Below are 18,195 nucleotides of genomic sequence, written 5' to 3'. Positions count from 1 at the left end.
TCAATGTGTCTATGAACTAAAAAGCCCTGGCGTGCGTCTAAAGCATTACAACCCCGGAATGGGGATTTTTTTCAACCCAACGCATCGAAGTATTTAAATGTATCATATAAACGTTCGCCGAGCATGACCAGAACAGCCTTTACGCCCTACAGACTTGGAAACATCTCCCTGGAAAACCGATTTACCATGGCTCCCATGGCACGCCACCGGGCCATTAACAATATACCCAACGACCTCATGGCCGCGTATTACAAGCAGCGTGCGTCGGCGGGACTCATCATTACCGAAGGTGTATCGCCGTCGTCCAATGGCCTGGGCTATCCGCGCATGCCGGGCATCTACACCAACGACCAGGTAAATGCCTGGAAAAAAGTGACCTACGGTGTGCGCGAAGCAGGCGGCAAGATCTTTATGCAACTAATGCACACCGGCCGCATTGCGCACGCGCTAAACCTGCCCCGCGGAGCGAAAGTGGTGGCGCCGTCTGCCGTGGGTGCTGCCGGTCAGATAATGACCGATCAGAAAGGCCCGCAGGCACACACCGTGCCGTATGCCATGACGGCCATCGAAGTGCAGCAAACAAAATATGAGTATGTGCGGGCTGCTCAAAATGCGATCGACGCAGGCTTTGACGGGGTGGAGCTACACGCCGCGGGTGGCTACCTGCCCGAACAATTCCTGTCGCCGCATACCAATCAGCGCACGGATCTATACGGTGGCAACATCGAAAACCGCAGTCGCTTTTTGTTAGAGCTGACGCAAGAGATCAGCGATGCGATTGGCGCCGATAAAGTAGGCGTACGGTTGTCGCCCCATGGCACAGAAAACGACATGGCCCCGTATGCGGAGGTGGACGAAACGTACACGTATCTGGCGGCACGCCTGAATGATCTCAACATTGGCTACTTGCACTTGGCCAACGTAGACATAACACCTGCAGGCGGACCGCTACCCGTGTGGCGCATGATCCGCGAGCAGTTCAAGGGGACACTGATCCTGGCCGGCGGGTATACAGTCTTTCAAGCCGAAGAAGACCTGGCGTCGGGCTTTGCCGACCTGGTGGCCTTTGGCAAACCGTTCATTAGCAATCCCGACCTGGTGCCACGCCTGCGTAAGAAGTTGCCGTTGAACATTATGGTCGATGCCCGCACATTATACACACCGGGCGCAAAAGGACTGATCGACTACCCCGTATTTGATCAGGAACTTGTGAATGCCTGAAATCCTGCTGCCATAGGGCTGTCACTCGCGGTCTGTTTCTTCGTACCAAACCTTACGGTGTATGAAGAAGCAGACCGTCGAACAACAGATTGAAATTGACTGGCCGATCCGGGCCTTGTTCAATTATGTATGCGATATCCATAACAACGCCACCTGGCAAGCCCAGGTAGACCAGGCCGAGTGGACGGCCATCGATCACTACTGTACCGGCGCACGTTACACGTGTTTACAGCCCGGCCGTGCACGCCCCGTCACCTACGAAGTCACAGAGCACACGCCATATCACAGGCGTTCCGTTACACGCCGCAACGCCTGGCTCCAACCCACCTACAATATGGAATTCGAACCGCGCGGTGAGCGAACGCTGCTGCGCGTATCGGTATCGTTCAATGGGCCCTGGAGCCTGATGGCGCCCTGGTATGCCGGCAAATTGCTGGCAGCATACGATCTGCCGCGCCTCAAACAAATTCTCGAAACCGAAAATTAATTTCAGCAGCAGAGATGCTCCTGACACACTGCTGTCAGGACCGCGATGTTGCTTTGTCACAACAAAAACCAAAGATCCCTATGCAAGTCAAAGAAGTACATCCCATTAACTTTCTGTTCCACCGGGTGGAAACTACCCTCGGCGAGCTGCAACAGTTCTTACCCGTCGGGCAACAGCTTTTTGCCGAAGCCGTGGCGCGTGGCCACTTCGTTGCCGGCCCGGTGCATTGGCACTACATCGGTTTTACCGATGTGACAAAACCCTTTACGCTGGAGATAGCCTTACCGGTGCGGGAGATCCCGAAAGAATACGACGGGCAATTTCAATATAAACGCACAAGCCCGTTCCGCTGTGTCTCTTACGTGCACGAAGGTCCGTGGGATCGGATGCCCCAGAGCTACGGTAAGATGATGGAATACATCACCGAGCATAAGCTGTCACCCTTGGCTGTCAATCGCGAGCTATACATTAACGTCGACATGGCCCACCCCGAAGGCAATACTTCGGAGATCCAAATCGGCATTGCATAACCCTTGTAAACTAACCTCACCCTATGACCATGAAAAAGCTCATCATCATCATTGGTATTGTCATCGGCATCGCCGGCATGCTGGTGGCTTATACCTCCTCAGCACAGACGCAACCTAAAAACACGCACCCTATGAAACTGAATGCCGGTATCATTACTCCTAAGCTCAAAGAATCGCGCGACTTCTATACCCGCGTGTTAAACTTCGGCGTGACGTTCGAGAACGAATTCTATTTGCTGATGCACACGCCCGGCCACCAGGCAGAAGTGGCATTTATGTTACCCGGCCATGCCTCGCAGCAACCACTCTTTCAACCAGCCTTTGCAGGGAAAGGTATCTTCTTTACGATCGAGGTGACCGATGTCGATGCTGAATATAACCGCATCAAAGCGTTGGGTGTGCCCATTGCCATTGCCCTGCGCGACGAGCCGTGGGGCGACCGGCACTTTGCCATTGTCGACCCCAACGGGGTTGGCATCGACCTGGTAAAGTATACAAAACCGGCCGGTCAGTAGCCTCGGCATGAGGTGGAGGAAAGCCGGTAGGCAGGAAGCCCGTGCTTGGACAAGTCGGTAATAGCCGCTAGCTTTCCACCTTTCACCGACGACCATGCACGAGGCCATCATCCGCGACTTCTATACTGCTTTTAACCGGAAGGACTACGCCGCCATGCAGGCACTGTACCATCCGCAAGCGACCTTCTACGACCCCGTCTTTCAACAGCTCGATACGGCCGAAGTAAAGGCCATGTGGCAAATGCTGCTAACGGCTTCACGCGACCTGGCGGTGAAAGCCCACACGATCCAAACAACCGGCAACCGGGGCAGCTGCACCTGGGAAGCATGCTATACTTTCTCCAGGACCGGACGCCTGGTACACAACATCGTACAGGCTACCTTTGAATTCCGCGACGGCAAGATCTACCGGCACACCGACCGCTTTGATTTCTGGCGCTGGTCGCGTCAGGCATTAGGCGCCGCCGGATGGCTGCTGGGGTGGAGTCCGATGGTGCGCAACAAGGTACGCCAGACGGCACGACGCGGTCTCGATGCCTTCCTGGCCGCCAGGCGATAACGCACCATTCTTTCCCCATATCCTGTTAAAAACTTGTTACCCGACCGGCCCACGTAAATTCGTTCGCCGATAAGCTGTACCTTTGTACTGTGAGCTTAGAGGAAAAAATTACTGCTGTAGAGGGTGTGTTTGAAAAGCTCGACCAGGAAATAGCCTCTTTCCAGGCCTGGTCGGGACTGCATTGCGCCTGGGGATGCGGCAAGTGTTGTTACAAGGCCGACATCGAGGCCACCCCCTTGGAATTCCTGCCCTTTGCCTACCATCTCTACCAGCAAAACCTGGCACACGATTGGTATGATACACTCCGCGACCGCGATACGTCGCTTTGTGTTATTTTGAACCCAACGCAGGCAGGTGCCGGGCTGTGCTCGGAATACAAACATCGCGGACTTATCTGCAGGCTGTTTGGCTACTCCGCCCGAACTAACAAGTACGGACGAAAAGAGCTGGTCACCTGTCAGGTTATCAAAACAGAACAAGCCGCTCAATACGAGGCGGCGCAGCAAACAGTAGGCGAGGAGGGAGGCCTGCCGGTCATGAACCAATACTACATGCAGTTGCACGGTATTGATTTTGAGTTGACTCGCGAATTTTTCCCGATAAACGAAGCCATAAAGAGGGCAATTGAGGTTATATTGCATTATTATGCGTACAGGGAATAAAGCATTGGCCGTAAGATTTTTGGGAGCCGTATTGCTTATCATAACAGCGACAAGCACCTATGCGCAGAGCGATTCTGCCCGTACCGGACCTTTTGATCGCTTCTGGACCCGTTCGCGCATCATTCCAAAGATCGGTGTCGGCGCCCAGGACCGGGCCTTCTTTGAAGGTGGCGTACAATGGCAGAGCATCTACAAACATCCCCTGACACTATTTACCAAGGGCGCCTATTGCACCGTCGATGTCTTTGTCGATGATAACAACCTGCTGCTCGGCCCCAAGCTGGGCTACGAGTTTACGGCAGGCATCATCGGCACGGCAGTAGACCTGACCTACTTCATCGACCACAACTACGACAGCGAAGGAAGCAACCGCCGCTCGTTGGTAGCGACACCCAAGATCGGATTGACTATCCTGGGGTTTGCAGACCTGTTCTATGGATACCAGATACCCCTGTCCGACAAGGAGATCACCACCATCTACCGCAATCGCTTCTCCCTGGTATTCAATCTAAACCGCGATTACTTTAACCTGAAGGGTGCCCCTCGCCGGGTACGCTGATTTTTGTACCAGATCTCTAACGTTATGAAACGACTACTATTTTCTGCAATGGCCCTCGCCGGTGTGCTGGCAGTAACGGCTATGACAATGATCGATCGCCCCGCCAAACCGGCCGAAGGCGACGTACAATGGCTCACGCTAGCGGAGGCTATAAAGAAAGCCGAAAAGGAAAAACGCCCCATCTTTGTCGACGTCTACACCGACTGGTGCGGATGGTGCAAAGTAATGGATCGCGAAACGTTCAGCGACCCCAAGGTAGCCCAGCTGCTGAATGAAAAATTCTATCCCGTAAAATTTAATGGCGAGCAGAAGGAAGACGTGGTCTTAAACGGAACTACATACAAGTACGTGGCCAGCGGCCGCAGTGGCTACCACGAGCTGGCCGCCGCGTTGCTGAACAATCAGCTAAGCTATCCTACTGTGGTATTTCTGGATGAGAACTTTAATATGATCCAACCTGTACCCGGCTACCGTAAGGCGCCCGAGTTTCACATGATCGCCCAGTACTTTGGCGAAAATCAACACAAGAAAGGTATGACGTGGAAAGACTGGGAAAAGAGCTACCAGTCGCCATATTAATAAGAGATAGACAACGGCTAAATAAAAAAGCCTTGGTGCAGCAGCATCAAGGCTTTTTCTTTATAGCGATTGATGTGCAATTAGTCTTTCTTCTCGTCCTTTTTAACCTTCAGGAAATCAACATAGCCCAACGCTGTGGCAAAGCCTACCAGCACTGCTACAATGGCGATAAAAATGTTTGCTCCGTCTCCAATAAACTGTTGAAACATGGTTCTAGTGGTTGTTTACAGAAACAAAGGTATGGCATGCGTGTAAACCGTAAAAGGATTTAGCGTTAAAAAAACTGTAAAATTTCGCTGTTTTGGTACTTCTGTGTTATCTGTCAGGTGCAATCGTTTCCCTCGCAACGGCTACACCATACCTACTTCAGCATCTTTTTGCGCAGGAACAAATTCAGCCCGCCTAACACCGTCAGCACCCCCAGAATGATCAGCACCACCACCAACTGCGTGCTGCGCAGCTCCAACCGCGTGATCTCATCCTCCGACTTCAGCAAGTCGAGCTCTTTTTCTTTTTCCTGGAAGTCTATCAGCATCTCCATCTGGGCGATCTTGCGGCTGCTCTCTTCGCCATAGATCTTTTCCCGGGCCTCGTCGTACTTCACATACGTATCGTACGCTTCTTTCCACTTGCCCTGGTTGCTATAGTTTTCAGATGTCGTCTTGTAAATGGACGGTAAGTACGAGAAGGCCTGCAGTTCCTGGCAGAGTCTGGCCGCCTCGTCCAGGTACACCTGCGCGGGCTTGGGTTGTTTGGCCTTGGTGTACGTAATGCCGAGGTTGATGAGAATGTTCAGGGCGCCCAACGTGTTGTTGTTCTGGCGCTCGAGCTGGAGTGCCTTTTCATAATTCTCGACGGCACGTTGATAGTTATTCTGACGGAAGTATAGATTGCCGATGTTGGTGAGGGGATCGGCAAAGGCCTGGCCTTTCTTTTCGCTTAGCTGGTATGCCTGCGAGAAATAGTCCATCGCCTTTTCATACAGCTGAATCTCGCTGTGCAGGTTGCCCAGGTTGTTCATGGAGCCGATGATCTTGTCTTCGTCCTGCAACTCGATAAAAAGCTTGTAGGACTCCTGCAGGTATTTCATAGCCTGGCCGTAATCCTTCTTCATCGAATAGATCGTCGCGATGTTGTTGCGCGTCGTGGCGATGCCTTCTTTGTTTTGCAGCGCCTCGTACAAGTGCAGGGAGGTGAGGTAATACTCGAGGGCCTTATCCAGGGCGCCCTGGGTTTTATAGGCCACGCCCAGGTTGTTGTAGGCCGCGGCCAGACCCTTGCGGTCGTTGATCTCCGTGGCCAGGTTCAGGGCCTCGCGGGCAAAGCCCACTGCCTTGACAGGATTGGTTTGCAAGTGTGCGCGAAACAACTCGTTCAGCGTTTTTACTTTAGCCTCGTTGCGGGGTACGGTATCTAAAATGGCCAGGAGGCTGTCAGGGCCTGCAGTAAACGCAGGAGTGGAAGAAAACATACAGGTAACGACGACCAGGGCCAGCAAAATCTTGTGGAACATAAGCAGTAAAATACGGCTAAAAGTAGTAAATATTTGGGAGTGGTTATAAACGTCATTTTCACGATCTTCGCCTATATCTAAAACCCACGATGATGAAATTCAGAATCCTGATCGTTACCTGCCTGTTGTTAGCCGTTGCAGGCACCGCCCGGAGCCAATCCGCCGACGAAGCTGCCATCAAAGCCGTCATAACGCAACTGTTTACCGGCATGGAAAAAGGCGACAGTGCCATGGTACACGCCGCCTTCGCGCCGGAAGTCACCATGGCCACCGTCTACCGCGACAAAAACGACGCCCCGGCACTACGCCGCGAGTCCTCCCTCGACGACTTTCTGAAAGCCGTCGGTACACCTCACCCGCAAGTATGGTATGAAGAGGTCTGGAACCTGAAAGTGCAACTGGATGGCGACTTTTCCCAAGCCTGGTGTGATTATGCCTTTTATGCCGGCGACACCTTTAGCCACTGCGGTGTAGATGCATTTCAACTGTTCCGCGACAAATACGGCGCCTGGAAGATCTTTCACCTGGCGGACACGCGGCGCAAAACCGGCTGCAACATCCCCAAAGAGACCGAGCGCAAACACATCAGAGGTCATCTGGACCTCGGTATAAAAAAGTCGTATGATCTTAATTCAACGCCAGCAGAAAGCCTGCCACTACCCGGAGCGTTTGGTTATAAGCGTTGGAATAGCGGTCGTACTGGCTGGTAATAAAGTCCGCGTCAATAAGCTAAAAGATAAGCGGCACGCCCAGGGACACCTGGAGTGTCTGATTGCGCGCGTTGGAGTAGCGATCGTAGACGCTGACAAAACCGCGGCTATACCGAACATCTATCACGAGATATTTGATGAGCGTCACGCCGCCGCCGATTTGAGCGCCGACATCATATTTCTTATTGATAGGAAGATCCTGGCCATTTTTCGAGAAGATGCCGTCTTCGAACTCCACCGAGCCGCGGCGCGTGGAAGTGCCTTCACCAATATTCCACGGCCCAACCAGAGTATAGTCAGTAGCGCGAGTGTAATAGGAATAGCCAGCATCAGAACGCACCTGGCCACCAACGCCCATGCTAAAGGCGGGCCCTGCCACGACAAAGAATGTTATAATTTTACTTTGCGAAGGGAAGTTATAGCGTGCCAGGATCGGTAGCTCCAGGTATTCCAGCGTTACTTTGCCGTCCCCCCACGACTGGGAGACTGTTTCTGATGACGACTCCGGATTACTTTGTATGCTGTTGGTTGAATAATGAGTTTGTGCGCCTTTCCGGATATAGCTAAGCTCGGGCTGCAATGAAAAACGTTCTGAAAACGCAATGTTGACAGCCACACCAATCGTAAAACCAGTTTTAACTTTCGTCTCCTGCCGGGGCACCTCCTGGAAAGCCGTATTATCAAGCGTCGGAATCTCCAAACCCAGCTGCGTAGGTGGCATGCCGCTATAGGATGTCCCAGTAATGTATCCGTACGGTGTGCCCGGCGTGGGCGCGGCACTGTGCGGCATTAACACTCCCGCGATGGGCGTCGGATTGTAATACCCCGGACGGACATCAAAAACGCCCGCATGGTTTGTGATCGTCGATAGCGTCACGCCCATTTTAGGCTGTACAACAATACGTTGGGCGAGCGTAGAAACGACTGTGCCGAACACAATCAGGCTAACAAACAAAGAATAACGTAGCATGGTAGAGTAGATAACAACGGCTAGTATACTAATTATTTTAATATCAGCCACAAAATGTTTTATACAGGGGGTATATACGCTAGTTCGCTGATTTACAAGGTCACGCAGACACCGGTGCGAGCCTTATTCCGTTTTTTTCTTCGCTCGCGCCCTCACACTCCTCTTTTTTTCTTCTTTCTTCGCTCTCACACTCACACTCTTCTCCCCTCCGGGTACGCGTTTTTAACTAGATTTCCCAAAACAAACCCACACGCATGCCCTTACTGGAATTCACGGACCGCGGAATCTATTGCCCACCCGCCGGCGTCTACCTCGACCCCTGGAAGCCCGTAGACCGCGCACTCATTACCCACGGCCACGCAGACCACGCCCGACCGGGCCATACACACTATCTGTGCACAGAATCCGCTGCCCCCGTGATCCGCTACCGCCTGCGCCTGGAAAATAACCTGCAGACCGTACGGTATGGCGAACCTGTGGTGATTAACGGCGTACACTTTACATTTCACCCCGCCGGCCATATTCCCGGCTCGGCACAGATCCGGGTAGAGCATCAAGGCGAGGTGTGGGTGTTCACCGGCGACTATAAGCTCGAAAACGACGGTGTGTCCGAGCCGTTCGAGCTCGTGCGTTGTCATACGTTCATTACCGAATCAACGTTTGGATTACCGGTGTACCGGTGGAAGCCGCAGCAGACCATCATGGACGATATCAACGGGTGGTGGCGGCAAAACCGTGCAGAAGGCAAAGTGTCTGTCATCGCGGGCTACACGCTCGGCAAGAGCCAGCGCATCATTAAGAACATCGACACAACCATTGGCAACGTGTTTTTACATGGCTCCGTAGATAATATACTCGACATATTCCGCGCCCAGGGCATGGTCTTGCCCAAAACGCAAAGGGTGACGACGCAACACAAAAAGCAGGACTTCGAAGGTTCCCTGGTAATTTGCCCCCCGTCGGCAGTAGGCTCTCCGTGGATTCGCCGGTTTTTACCCTACTCGCTGGGTATTGCCTCAGGCTGGATGAGCCTGCGGGGCGCACGCCGCCGACGCGGCGCCGACCGCGGCTTTGCGCTGTCCGACCACGCAGATTGGGAGAGTCTGAATACCACCGTGCGCGAGACCGGCGCCGAGCGGGTATACGTCACCCATGGCTATACCGAAATCTATACCCAATGGCTGCGCGAGCAGGGGCTGGAAGCGCATGCCGTGAAGACACACTACGAAGGCGAGCTGAGTGAGATGGTAGAAGGAGAGGAGAAGACCAATCCCGATCCCATCGAGGAACAGGAGAATACGGGGGGGACCACGGCATGAAAAACTTCGCCAACCTGTTTACCGCGCTGGACCAGACCACCAAAACACTTGGCAAGATCGATGCCCTGGTAAACTACTTTCGCCAGGCACCCGATGCGGACAAGCTATGGGCCATGGCATTGTTGTCGCACCGCCGCCCGAAGCGCACCGTCAACACAACATTGCTCGCGACATGGGCCTCGGCACAAGCGGGCTTACCCCTGTGGTTGTTTGAAGAATCGTACCACGTCGTCGGCGACCTGGCCGAAACCATCACGTTGCTACTCCCACCACCGCGCACCGCGTCCGATGAATCACTGACCCATTGGATTGAGTTCATCCGCGCGCTGGAACCGCTCACGATCGAAGAAAAACAAGCACAGATCTACGACGCCTGGAGCCGCCTCGATCACACCGAGCGCTTTGTGTTCAATAAACTTATTACCGGCGGCTTTCGCATGGGCGTATCCCAACAGCTGATGGTGAAAGCATTGGCCAAACATACCGGCACGCGCGAAACCGTACTGGCCCACAAGCTCATGGGCAACTGGACGCCCGATCAAAACACCTTCACCCAGCTGCTGGAAGAAGAACAGCACGACATCTCCCGACCGTACCCGTTTTACCTGGCCTACGCGTTAGAGGACGACGTCGCCACCCTGGGTGCACCGGAAGAATGGTACGCCGAGCACAAGTGGGACGGCATCCGCGGACAGATCATCGTACGCGACCGCCAGCTCTTTGTCTGGTCACGCGGCGAAGAGCTTGTAACAGACAAGTACCCCGAATATACTGTCATGCTCGACCTGCTGCCCGACGGCACCGTACTCGACGGCGAGATCTTACCGTTTCACGAAGACCGTCCGTTGTCGTTCAACCACCTGCAGACACGCATCGGCCGGAAAACGCTTAGCACCAAACTGCTGCGTGAAGTGCCCGTTGCCTTTGTAGCCTACGACGTGTTGGAGTGGGAGGGTACCGACCTGCGGGAGCGCCCCATGCACGATCGCCGTGCCATACTCGAAACGATCTGCGCACAACCACATCCCACGCTACGCCTGTCGGCGCTGGTAACAGTCGATACATGGGAAGCCCTGGCAGCAGAACGCCAACGCGCCCGCGAATTGGTAAGCGAAGGCATCATGCTCAAACGCAAAACGTCGTCCTACCGCACCGGCCGCCGTCGCGGCGACTGGTGGAAGTGGAAGATCGACCCGCTGACCGTGGACGCGGTAATGATCTACGCCATGCACGGTGCCGGCCGGCGCGCAAACCTTTACACGGACTATACATTTGCCGTATGGGACCAAGGTCAGCTCGTACCCTTCACAAAAGCCTACAGCGGCCTGACCGACGACGAGATCCGCGCGGTAGACCGGTGGATCAAACAAAATACACTGGAGCGTTTTGGCCCCGTACGAAGCGTAAAGCCGGAGCTGGTATTTGAAATTGCCTTCGAAGGCATTGCAAAATCCACGCGGCACAAATCGGGCATCGCCCTGCGTTTTCCCCGCATTCGCCGTTGGCGCCAGGACAAGCCCGCCGCGGAGGCCGACACCCTCGAAAGCCTCCGCTTGCTGCTGGACGAGCGTTAATTGCCGTTTGCATGGATCGGGCTGTATTTCGGTTGCCGGATGGATTAAATTAGGACACCCAACGTTATAATCCCATGGCTCGCCTGCTCCTCACCGTGCTGCTTCTGTTGCCGCTGCTGCCGGCCATTGCCCAGCAAACACGCGACGAGCTGCGCAGAAGTATCTACTTTGGAGGAGGCAGCTACGAGATCGACGAGTTCCAGGCAGACGCCCTATACCACTGGCTCGATTCAATCCCCGATTTGCTGGAAAAATACCACCTGCAGCTGATCAGCCACACCGATCCGATCGGCGGCCGGGCGTTCAATGAATGGCTTTCTGAAATGCGGGGCGAGGCGGTGCTGCAACTGCTGCTACAGAAAAATATCCCATCCTACAAGATCAATGTCAAAAACTGGGGGCTTGACAATCCCGTGTATAGCAACGAGACTTACAACGGCATGCAGTTAAATCGGCGGGTGGATGTAATTCTGTATCCCATTATTTATTGAAAATAGGCGCCGGGCAACCCGCCAAAAGCGAGGATGTCTCCGAGTATACTCCGAGTAAAGCCCGAGTATAGTCCGAGATGAGCCCGTGCTAAAGCACCGGGACAGCGCGGGGTCATCTCGCGGAACAACCGGGGCGAACCCGCCCTAACCATATGGATCTGGCGCAGTCTTCCGACCGAAGGGAGGGCGACTTGTGCCTACCATGATGCCAGTCTTCCGACTGGCGAGCCCCCGCAGAGGTCATACCCGTATCAAAGCCGTACTTACAGCCTACTAAAGGCATACATACAGCCTATCAGACCCATCCCAGCGCCTCCCCGTCAACGCACGAACAGTGTTCATGTCCACCGTCCGATTTAGGACACCATTTTGCACAAGCGGACGCACTTCATGCTGAAAACATCCCTTTTTTGTGCATCTTCCGCTAAAAAGTCCATTGGCACCATTGTTGGCAAAGACCAGACACCGGTCATAGCGCCCAGGAGCCCGTGGAATCATCCCGCTCTAACATGTTCTGACCTTTTATACAACACTATGATCAAACTACTCGACATCGACAAGTACGTGGACTCACGTTTCCAGCGCACCTTCATTCTGAAGAGCGTCAACCTGGATGTACAACAAGGAGAATTCCTCACCCTCATGGGCCCCAGCGGCGCCGGGAAGTCCACGCTGATGAACATCATCGGCATGCTCGACGAGCCCTCTGCAGGTGAGTACTTTTTCTTTGACGAGCCCGTACACCGCATGAAGGAGAAACAAAAATCCGACATGCATAAAAACTACATCGGCTTTATTTTCCAGGCCTATCACCTCATCGACGAGCTGACGGTTTACGAAAACATCGAGACGCCGCTATTGTACAAAGGCGTGAGCGGCAGCCAGCGAAAAAGCATGGTGGCCGAAATGCTGGACCGGTTTAACATGGTCGCCAAGAAAGACCTGTTCCCCGAGCAGCTCAGCGGTGGCCAGCAACAGCTGGTCGGCATCGCGCGGGCCATCGTCGGACAACCCAAGTTACTGTTGGCCGATGAGCCGACGGGTAACCTGCACTCCGACCAGGGCAAGCAGATCATGGAAATATTCCAAAAGCTCAATGAAGAAGGCATCACCATCATCCAGGTAACACACTCGGAAGAGAACGCGCGCTACGGCAAACGTATCGTGAAAGTAGCCGACGGTACCATCGTGTCGGACGAGAAGGTGATGGTAGGAGCATAACGCTTAAGAACTATACAAGAACATGAAGAGGATCGTTGCAATATGTTGGTTTAGCTGCCTGGTGATTACAGCCCAGGCGCAGGAGGCGTCGACGCAGGTGCCAACCAGGTTGTCGTACAAGGAAGCAGTGAAGATTGCTATCAAAAACAATTTCCTGCTGAACCAGGAAAAAAACAACCTTCAGCTAAGTCAGGCGGTCAGGACCAATAGTGTCGCGCGCCTGGCACCGACGGTTAGTGGCACGGTGACAGCCTTGCGAATCGACGGTAATTCGTTCAACCAGAACGAAGGTAAGGTTGAAAACGGTATTCGCGATAACATTTATGGAAGTATCGACGCCAACCTTATGCTCTTCAACAGCTTTAACCGGATTAATACCATTCGTCAGTCGAGCGACTTGCTGCGGGCCCAAACGAGCGTCGTGAAACGTACCGAGCAACAGGTGATCAGCGACGTGTCCTCACAGTATCTTCAGGTTCTGCTTGACCAGGAACTGATGAAGATTGCAGAGCGAAACATAGAGTTGCTCAAAGCTCAGCTCGATCAGATAAAAGGGCAGGTGGAATTGGGGGCTAAGGCCGAGGTGGATCAGATTACACAGGACGCGTTGGCGAAAGGCGCAGAGCTTACGTTTCTGCGTGCGCGGGTAACACTGCGAAATGACAAAGCACTACTGGCACAAACCATGCTCATCGATGCAACCGGCGACTTTGAGCTCGAGGACCCGCAGTGGGACGCAAATTTTACTGCTTCGCTGGACCAGGAACTGAACCAACTGTATGCCACGGCCATGACAAATCGTGCTGATTATCAGGGAGCGCTATACACCGAGAGCGCTGCCCATCACTCAGTACGGGCAACCCGGGGAAGCTATTATCCCAACCTCGTGGCTTTCGGCTCTTATGGCTCTGCCTATAACAAGCTGCAAGGTTCTGCCGCGCGTGGTTTTCAAGACCAGTTTTTTACTGACAACACCCAACTGCAATACGGTCTTCAACTGAACATTCCGATCTTTAATAACCTCAGCAATCGCCTGAGCGTAGTTCGATCCAGGGTTGCACATAACAATGCGAAGCTGGCGCGGAGCAATATTGAAAACACGGTGAAGAATGATGTGCTCAGGGCTTATCTGAATTTCCAGGATGCCATTGCAGCGTATCAGGCAGCCGAGGTACAGCTGCATGCCGCGGAGTTGTCCTATAACCTGGAAAAAGAACGCTATGACCTGGGTATCACCGATCTCGTGCAGTACACCCAGGCAAACCAGAACTATGTGAAAGCGCAGGGAGATTTTGCGCAGTCGAAGTTTACAATTTCCTTCCAAAAGATTCTGTTGGACTTCGCCATTGGAACGCTCAAATTCGAGGATATTCCGTAACAGCGCAGTGATACTGTTGGATAAAAGCCCCTTTCGGTATTCCGAAAGGGGCTTTATGTTTTGATACCTACGAATGGGCCGGCTACTTAAAACGGCGGTAGGCAATGTATTTTGCTGTTATTCAGCCTTTTCGTATCTTTGCAGCCCTGCTCAAAAGAGCGGGTCTTTCAGGCGGTCGCTTGAAGAGAGTAAACAAACAAAAGTGTGTCCGCCCGCCCGCCGGATGCATGTAAACAGGGCAAACGCATGTCAAAAGTACAACGCCCGGGTGGTGATCGCCCCAGAAAACCTGCAGGAGCTTCCAGCGACGCTTCGAAAGGAACATCTAAAGCAAAAGGATCAAAAGTCGACTCTGATGACGAAGATCCGATGGCAGACCTCCGCTCTGCGCAACGCGAGGATATCGGTACCGACGCCATCCCGCTTTCCGAACTGAAGAAAGCAAAATACGAAAAGCAGATCCCCGGCCAATTCGACTTCGAAGCATTTGCTTCTAAAGGCTTTGGTGAAGGATACTCGAAAGAGAAGCGCGAGGAAATGGTACAAATGTACTCTGGCACCGTGACCTCTGTGGACACAGGTGAAGTAGTACAAGGTGTAGTCGTAGGGATCAACGACCGCGACGTAATCCTGAACATCGGCTTCAAGTCGGACGGTCTCGTGCCGCTGGCTGAATTCAAAGAAATGACCAACCTGAAAATTGGTGATGTTGTTGACCTCTTCATCGAAGAGCGTGAAAACGCCATGGGTCAGCTCGTACTGAGCCGCAGAAAAGCGAAGCTCGTGAAGGGTTGGGAATATGTACAAACCGCCCTGGACAAAGACCAGGTGATCGAAGGTTTTGTAAAACGCAGAACCAAAGGTGGTCTGATCGTCGACGTATTCGGCATCGAGGCCTTCTTGCCTGGTTCGCAAATCGACGTGAAGCCTATTCGCGATTTCGATATCTATGTAAATAAGAACATCGAGGTGAAAGTTGTGAAAATCAACTACACCAACGACAACGTAGTAGTATCGCACAAAGTATTGATCGAGAAAGATCTCGAGCAACAGAAGGCAGCGATCCTCACCAACCTCGAAAAAGGTCAGGTACTCGAAGGTGTCATCAAGAACATGACAAACTTCGGTGTATTCATCGACCTGGGTGGTGTAGACGGTCTGCTCCACATTACCGATATCAGCTGGGGTCGCATCAACCACCCGGAAGAGGTGTTGAAGCTCGACCAGACGGTAAAAGTAGTAGTGCTGGATTTCGACGAAGACAAGAAACGTATTTCCCTGGGCATGAAGCAACTCACGCCTCACCCTTGGGATGCACTGCCGGCCGAAATTCAAGTAGGCTCGAAAGTGAAAGGCAAGATCGTGAACGTAGCCGACTACGGCGCATTCCTCGAGCTGCAGCCCGGCGTGGAAGGTCTGATCCACGTAAGCGAAATGAGCTGGTCACAACACCTGCGCAACCCGCAAGACTTCATGAAAGTTGGCGACGAGGTTGAAGCAGTAGTCCTGACCCTCGACCGCGAAGAACGCAAGATGTCACTCGGCATCAAGCAACTCACCGAAGATCCTTGGACACGCCAGGACGTACTGACGAAGTACGCTGTAGGCACCAAGCATAAAGGCATCGTGCGCAACCTGACCAACTTCGGCTTGTTCATCGAGCTGGAAGAAGGTATCGACGGCCTCGTGCACGTATCTGACCTGAGCTGGACCAAGAAGATCAAACATCCTTCTGAGTTCGTGAAGGTAAGTGAGACCATGGAAGTACAAGTGCTCGAGCTCGATGCTGCTAACCGCCGGTTGGCCCTCAGCCACAAGCACCTGGAAGAAAACCCTTGGGATACATTCGAGACAGTATTTACGATTGGCTCAGTTCACAAAGGCACAATCATCAACAAGAACGACAAAGGCGCAGTGCTCGAGTTACCGTACGGTATCGAAGGCTTTGCCGCTATTAAGAACCTGGCCAAAGAAGATAACTCTAAGGCAGAGGTTGGCGAGTCACTGGACTTCAAAGTGCTCGAGTTCTCGAAAGATGACAGAAGAATCGTATTATCGCACAAAGCAACCTGGTCTGCAGAGGAAGAACGCCCTGTAGCCGGTGGCAAACAAGGTGCCCAAGGCGGTGGCAACAAGAAAGCCCCGACAAAAGGTGCTTCGATCCAGTCGATCAACCAGCAGAACGAAAAGTCTACGCTGGGCGACCTCGAAGCGCTGAGCGCCTTGAAAGAAAAAATGCAAGGCGGCGAAGGCAAAGCTGAATAAGCTTACGCTAACAACGTATACCGAAAAGGTGGCTCCAAAAGGGCCACCTTTTTTTGTTTATAGCATCACATGGTATAGTGCATAAAAACACGTGGCGGCTCGGGTGAAGCCGGCATTAGTCTACACGCTCTCCGTACAGATAAGACCGACTGCCGTCGCGCGCTTCTGATTTTGTCGCGGCGTCATAGCCAATGGTGAAGGTCGCCGGGTTGGCGCCTTCGAGCAGCACAAATTGTTGGCCCTTACCCTGGTAATTTCCGAAGAAATAGACATGATCTTTATCCTTGCCGTAGCTGCGCTCCAATGTCGTGAAGGTCGCCGGATCAGCGCCTGCTGCACGTACCAATGGTTCATCCTGCAATACAAAGAGCATATACACACCGTTGTTGTCGCGGCAGAAACGTTCGTATTCGCCTTCTATCACGGTAAAGCTGGAAAGGTCTACAGGGGTCTCCGATCGTTTATGGTAGATATAAAGCACTTTTCCGTCCGTAGCAATACCTTCTCCTAAAAATCGGAACGTACGGGGATCGACGCCCGCCAGTACCTGGTCGGAGTAATAGACGTGTGAAGCGTCTCTGCTATACAGTCCGGCCATCAGCTCGAAGCTTGCAGGATCACACCCGGGAATCAGCTTGCCGTTGTAGTAAATATGATTTTTATCCCGCCAGAATATTCGCGTGCCGGTGTCGGCAACAATCCGGGAAGTATCCGGTTGTGCTTCCGCGACAGGCTCGAAGGATGCAGGGTCGGCTTCTCGTACGGGATCGCCATGGTAAAAAACCGTGGTTTTATCAATCGCATACCGGTTGTCGGTCAGGAGCTTGAATGATCGGGCATCGGCATGACGCATGCGTTTACCGTCGTGGTACACGGCATCGACGGAAGCAAAATACCCATTATTGGATATGCCCCGTCCGGCATTCCAAAACATTCCCGGCAGACCGTACAGCAGGATCACAATCAGCCAGACTGCCGTTACTGCGGTCAGCCATCCCGTTACATTCATGCCAAAATACGGCAGTCCCAGGATCTTAATGACGCCGAATACTACAATAGGGTACCCCAGGATGGCCATAACAAACAACAGCGATCCGCGATTGTCGCGTATTCCCTCGGCGACGATCATCATAGGCGACATCATGAGAACACCACCCCAGAAAATAAGAAGAACCGTGACGATAATATTGATAGAGCTGTTCATAGATCTGTAGAAGGGGGCTTTTAACCCAGGGGTTGCCCGGAATGAGCGTTTATTGAATTTCAGTGAGCCCCGAAATGTAACCGATCGCGTCCAATAGGAAATGGATAGAAATGAAAAACCATCAACTCGTTGAGTATGAGGGTTTTTTAGGTTCCGAGCGGACCCGTCTGCCGCCAGGCAGATTCGAACCGCTGTAGGAGGAAAAATTATTAAGCAGAGCCAGAGCTCTGAAAGCTCCGTTTAGAAACAGAAAAGGCCGACTTTAATAAGTCAGCCTTTTAAGGAGGTCCCGAGCGGATTCGAACCGCTGTAGGAGGAAAAATTATTAAGCAGAGCCAGAGCTCTGCAAAAGCTCCGTTTGGAAACAGAAAAGGCCGACTTTAATAAGTCAGCCTTTTAAGGAGGTCCCGAGCGGATTCGAACCGCTGTAGGAGGAAA

19 protein-coding genes are annotated in these 18,195 nt (G+C 52.9%); 15 read left to right on the top strand and 4 right to left on the bottom strand.

Features of this window, described 5'->3' with window-relative positions; all coding sequences use genetic code 11:
- The first annotated feature begins 123 nt into the window (after positions 1-123).
- The 8 genes from KK062_RS10535 to KK062_RS10500 all read left to right on the top strand — a co-directional run bounded on the left by KK062_RS10535 (position 124) and on the right by KK062_RS10500 (position 5,112).
- Positions 124-1,221 carry an alkene reductase gene (locus KK062_RS10535; RefSeq protein ID WP_254084256.1) on the top strand — a complete coding sequence of 366 codons (1,098 nt, stop codon included), beginning with the start codon at positions 124-126 and terminating at the stop codon, positions 1,219-1,221.
- A gap of 61 nt (positions 1,222-1,282) precedes the next feature.
- The gene (locus tag KK062_RS10530) at positions 1,283-1,708 is read left to right on the top strand and encodes an SRPBCC family protein (protein ID WP_254084255.1); all 426 of its coding nucleotides are present in this window, start codon (positions 1,283-1,285) and stop codon (positions 1,706-1,708) included.
- 80 nt (positions 1,709-1,788) lie between these two features.
- Entirely contained in the window at positions 1,789-2,238 is a 450-nt protein-coding gene (locus KK062_RS10525; RefSeq protein ID WP_254084254.1) for a GyrI-like domain-containing protein, read from the top strand.
- A 23-nt stretch (positions 2,239-2,261) separates the two neighbouring features.
- Entirely contained in the window at positions 2,262-2,753 is a 492-nt protein-coding gene (locus tag KK062_RS10520; RefSeq protein ID WP_254084253.1) for a VOC family protein, read from the top strand.
- 94 nt (positions 2,754-2,847) lie between these two features.
- Complete coding sequence (locus KK062_RS10515) at positions 2,848-3,312, top strand: nuclear transport factor 2 family protein (RefSeq protein ID WP_254084252.1); 465 nt, start codon at positions 2,848-2,850, stop codon at positions 3,310-3,312.
- A gap of 89 nt (positions 3,313-3,401) precedes the next feature.
- On the top strand, positions 3,402-3,974 hold the full coding sequence (locus tag KK062_RS10510; RefSeq protein ID WP_254084251.1) for a YkgJ family cysteine cluster protein: 573 nt from the start codon (positions 3,402-3,404) through the stop codon (positions 3,972-3,974).
- Positions 3,958-4,533, top strand: coding sequence for a hypothetical protein (locus tag KK062_RS10505; RefSeq protein ID WP_254084250.1), 576 nt, complete (start codon positions 3,958-3,960; stop codon positions 4,531-4,533). Before KK062_RS10510 ends, KK062_RS10505 begins: the two co-directional genes overlap by 17 nt.
- Positions 4,534-4,557: 24 nt before the next feature.
- Complete coding sequence (locus tag KK062_RS10500) at positions 4,558-5,112, top strand: thioredoxin family protein (RefSeq protein ID WP_254084249.1); 555 nt, start codon at positions 4,558-4,560, stop codon at positions 5,110-5,112.
- 80 nt (positions 5,113-5,192) lie between these two features.
- Here KK062_RS10500 and KK062_RS30715 read toward each other — a convergent pair whose 3' ends face one another.
- Positions 5,193-5,321, bottom strand: a complete 129-nt coding sequence (locus KK062_RS30715; protein WP_262899196.1) for a hypothetical protein — start codon at positions 5,319-5,321, stop codon at positions 5,193-5,195.
- A gap of 152 nt (positions 5,322-5,473) precedes the next feature.
- Positions 5,474-6,625 carry a tetratricopeptide repeat protein gene (locus tag KK062_RS10495; RefSeq protein ID WP_254084248.1) on the bottom strand — a complete coding sequence of 384 codons (1,152 nt, stop codon included), beginning with the start codon at positions 6,623-6,625 and terminating at the stop codon, positions 5,474-5,476.
- A gap of 89 nt (positions 6,626-6,714) precedes the next feature.
- Between KK062_RS10495 and KK062_RS10490 the strand changes: the two genes are divergently transcribed.
- Entirely contained in the window at positions 6,715-7,335 is a 621-nt protein-coding gene (locus KK062_RS10490; protein ID WP_254084247.1) for a nuclear transport factor 2 family protein, read from the top strand.
- A gap of 19 nt (positions 7,336-7,354) precedes the next feature.
- Here KK062_RS10490 and KK062_RS10485 read toward each other — a convergent pair whose 3' ends face one another.
- Positions 7,355-8,305, bottom strand: a complete 951-nt coding sequence (locus KK062_RS10485) for a porin family protein (RefSeq protein ID WP_254084246.1) — start codon at positions 8,303-8,305, stop codon at positions 7,355-7,357.
- Between the two features lie 254 nt (positions 8,306-8,559).
- Here KK062_RS10485 and KK062_RS10480 point away from each other — a divergent pair, with 254 nt between their 5' ends.
- The 6 genes from KK062_RS10480 (at position 8,560) to rpsA (ending at position 16,553) form a co-directional block, all read left to right on the top strand.
- The gene (locus KK062_RS10480) at positions 8,560-9,624 is read left to right on the top strand and encodes a ligase-associated DNA damage response exonuclease (RefSeq protein ID WP_254084245.1); all 1,065 of its coding nucleotides are present in this window, start codon (positions 8,560-8,562) and stop codon (positions 9,622-9,624) included.
- Entirely contained in the window at positions 9,621-11,198 is a 1,578-nt protein-coding gene (locus tag KK062_RS10475; RefSeq protein ID WP_254084244.1) for an ATP-dependent DNA ligase, read from the top strand. The genes KK062_RS10480 and KK062_RS10475 overlap by 4 nt, the downstream gene beginning before the upstream one ends.
- A gap of 74 nt (positions 11,199-11,272) precedes the next feature.
- The gene (locus KK062_RS10470; RefSeq protein ID WP_254084243.1) at positions 11,273-11,689 is read left to right on the top strand and encodes an OmpA family protein; all 417 of its coding nucleotides are present in this window, start codon (positions 11,273-11,275) and stop codon (positions 11,687-11,689) included.
- 534 nt (positions 11,690-12,223) lie between these two features.
- Positions 12,224-12,910 carry an ABC transporter ATP-binding protein gene (locus tag KK062_RS10465; protein ID WP_254084242.1) on the top strand — a complete coding sequence of 229 codons (687 nt, stop codon included), beginning with the start codon at positions 12,224-12,226 and terminating at the stop codon, positions 12,908-12,910.
- 22 nt (positions 12,911-12,932) lie between these two features.
- Positions 12,933-14,288: a TolC family protein gene (locus KK062_RS10460; RefSeq protein WP_254084241.1), complete on the top strand. Its 1,356-nt coding sequence runs from the start codon at positions 12,933-12,935 to the stop codon at positions 14,286-14,288.
- A 246-nt stretch (positions 14,289-14,534) separates the two neighbouring features.
- A complete protein-coding gene (rpsA, locus tag KK062_RS10455; RefSeq protein ID WP_254084240.1) occupies positions 14,535-16,553 on the top strand; it encodes a 30S ribosomal protein S1 in 2,019 nt (672 codons plus the stop codon).
- A 115-nt stretch (positions 16,554-16,668) separates the two neighbouring features.
- Here the strand turns inward: rpsA and KK062_RS10450 are convergent, their stop codons facing one another.
- Entirely contained in the window at positions 16,669-17,757 is a 1,089-nt protein-coding gene (locus KK062_RS10450) for a DKNYY domain-containing protein (protein ID WP_254084239.1), read from the bottom strand.
- Between the last annotated feature and the right edge of the window lie 438 nt (positions 17,758-18,195).

The sequence above is a fragment of the Dawidia cretensis genome, from assembly GCF_018598175.1.
In the GTDB taxonomy this organism is placed as follows: Bacteria; Bacteroidota; Bacteroidia; order Cytophagales; family Cyclobacteriaceae; genus Ohtaekwangia; species Ohtaekwangia cretensis.
The sequence above is the reverse complement of the archived record's forward strand: the minus strand, read 5'-3'. Positions and strand labels throughout refer to the sequence as shown.

Coding starts and splice junctions, on each gene's coding strand:
- KK062_RS10480 (WP_254084245.1), top strand. CDS start 8,560: ATGCCCTTACTGGAATTCACGGACCGCGGAATCTATTGCCCACCCGCC.
- KK062_RS10505 (WP_254084250.1), top strand. CDS start 3,958: ATGCGTACAGGGAATAAAGCATTGGCCGTAAGATTTTTGGGAGCCGTA.
- KK062_RS10490 (WP_254084247.1), top strand. CDS start 6,715: ATGATGAAATTCAGAATCCTGATCGTTACCTGCCTGTTGTTAGCCGTT.
- KK062_RS10450 (WP_254084239.1), bottom strand. CDS start 17,757: ATGAACAGCTCTATCAATATTATCGTCACGGTTCTTCTTATTTTCTGG.
- KK062_RS10520 (WP_254084253.1), top strand. CDS start 2,262: ATGACCATGAAAAAGCTCATCATCATCATTGGTATTGTCATCGGCATC.
- KK062_RS30715 (WP_262899196.1), bottom strand. CDS start 5,321: ATGTTTCAACAGTTTATTGGAGACGGAGCAAACATTTTTATCGCCATT.
- KK062_RS10535 (WP_254084256.1), top strand. CDS start 124: ATGACCAGAACAGCCTTTACGCCCTACAGACTTGGAAACATCTCCCTG.
- KK062_RS10515 (WP_254084252.1), top strand. CDS start 2,848: ATGCACGAGGCCATCATCCGCGACTTCTATACTGCTTTTAACCGGAAG.
- KK062_RS10485 (WP_254084246.1), bottom strand. CDS start 8,305: ATGCTACGTTATTCTTTGTTTGTTAGCCTGATTGTGTTCGGCACAGTC.
- KK062_RS10460 (WP_254084241.1), top strand. CDS start 12,933: ATGAAGAGGATCGTTGCAATATGTTGGTTTAGCTGCCTGGTGATTACA.
- KK062_RS10470 (WP_254084243.1), top strand. CDS start 11,273: ATGGCTCGCCTGCTCCTCACCGTGCTGCTTCTGTTGCCGCTGCTGCCG.
- KK062_RS10495 (WP_254084248.1), bottom strand. CDS start 6,625: ATGTTCCACAAGATTTTGCTGGCCCTGGTCGTCGTTACCTGTATGTTT.
- KK062_RS10530 (WP_254084255.1), top strand. CDS start 1,283: ATGAAGAAGCAGACCGTCGAACAACAGATTGAAATTGACTGGCCGATC.
- KK062_RS10475 (WP_254084244.1), top strand. CDS start 9,621: ATGAAAAACTTCGCCAACCTGTTTACCGCGCTGGACCAGACCACCAAA.
- KK062_RS10465 (WP_254084242.1), top strand. CDS start 12,224: ATGATCAAACTACTCGACATCGACAAGTACGTGGACTCACGTTTCCAG.
- rpsA (WP_254084240.1), top strand. CDS start 14,535: ATGTCAAAAGTACAACGCCCGGGTGGTGATCGCCCCAGAAAACCTGCA.
- KK062_RS10525 (WP_254084254.1), top strand. CDS start 1,789: ATGCAAGTCAAAGAAGTACATCCCATTAACTTTCTGTTCCACCGGGTG.
- KK062_RS10500 (WP_254084249.1), top strand. CDS start 4,558: ATGAAACGACTACTATTTTCTGCAATGGCCCTCGCCGGTGTGCTGGCA.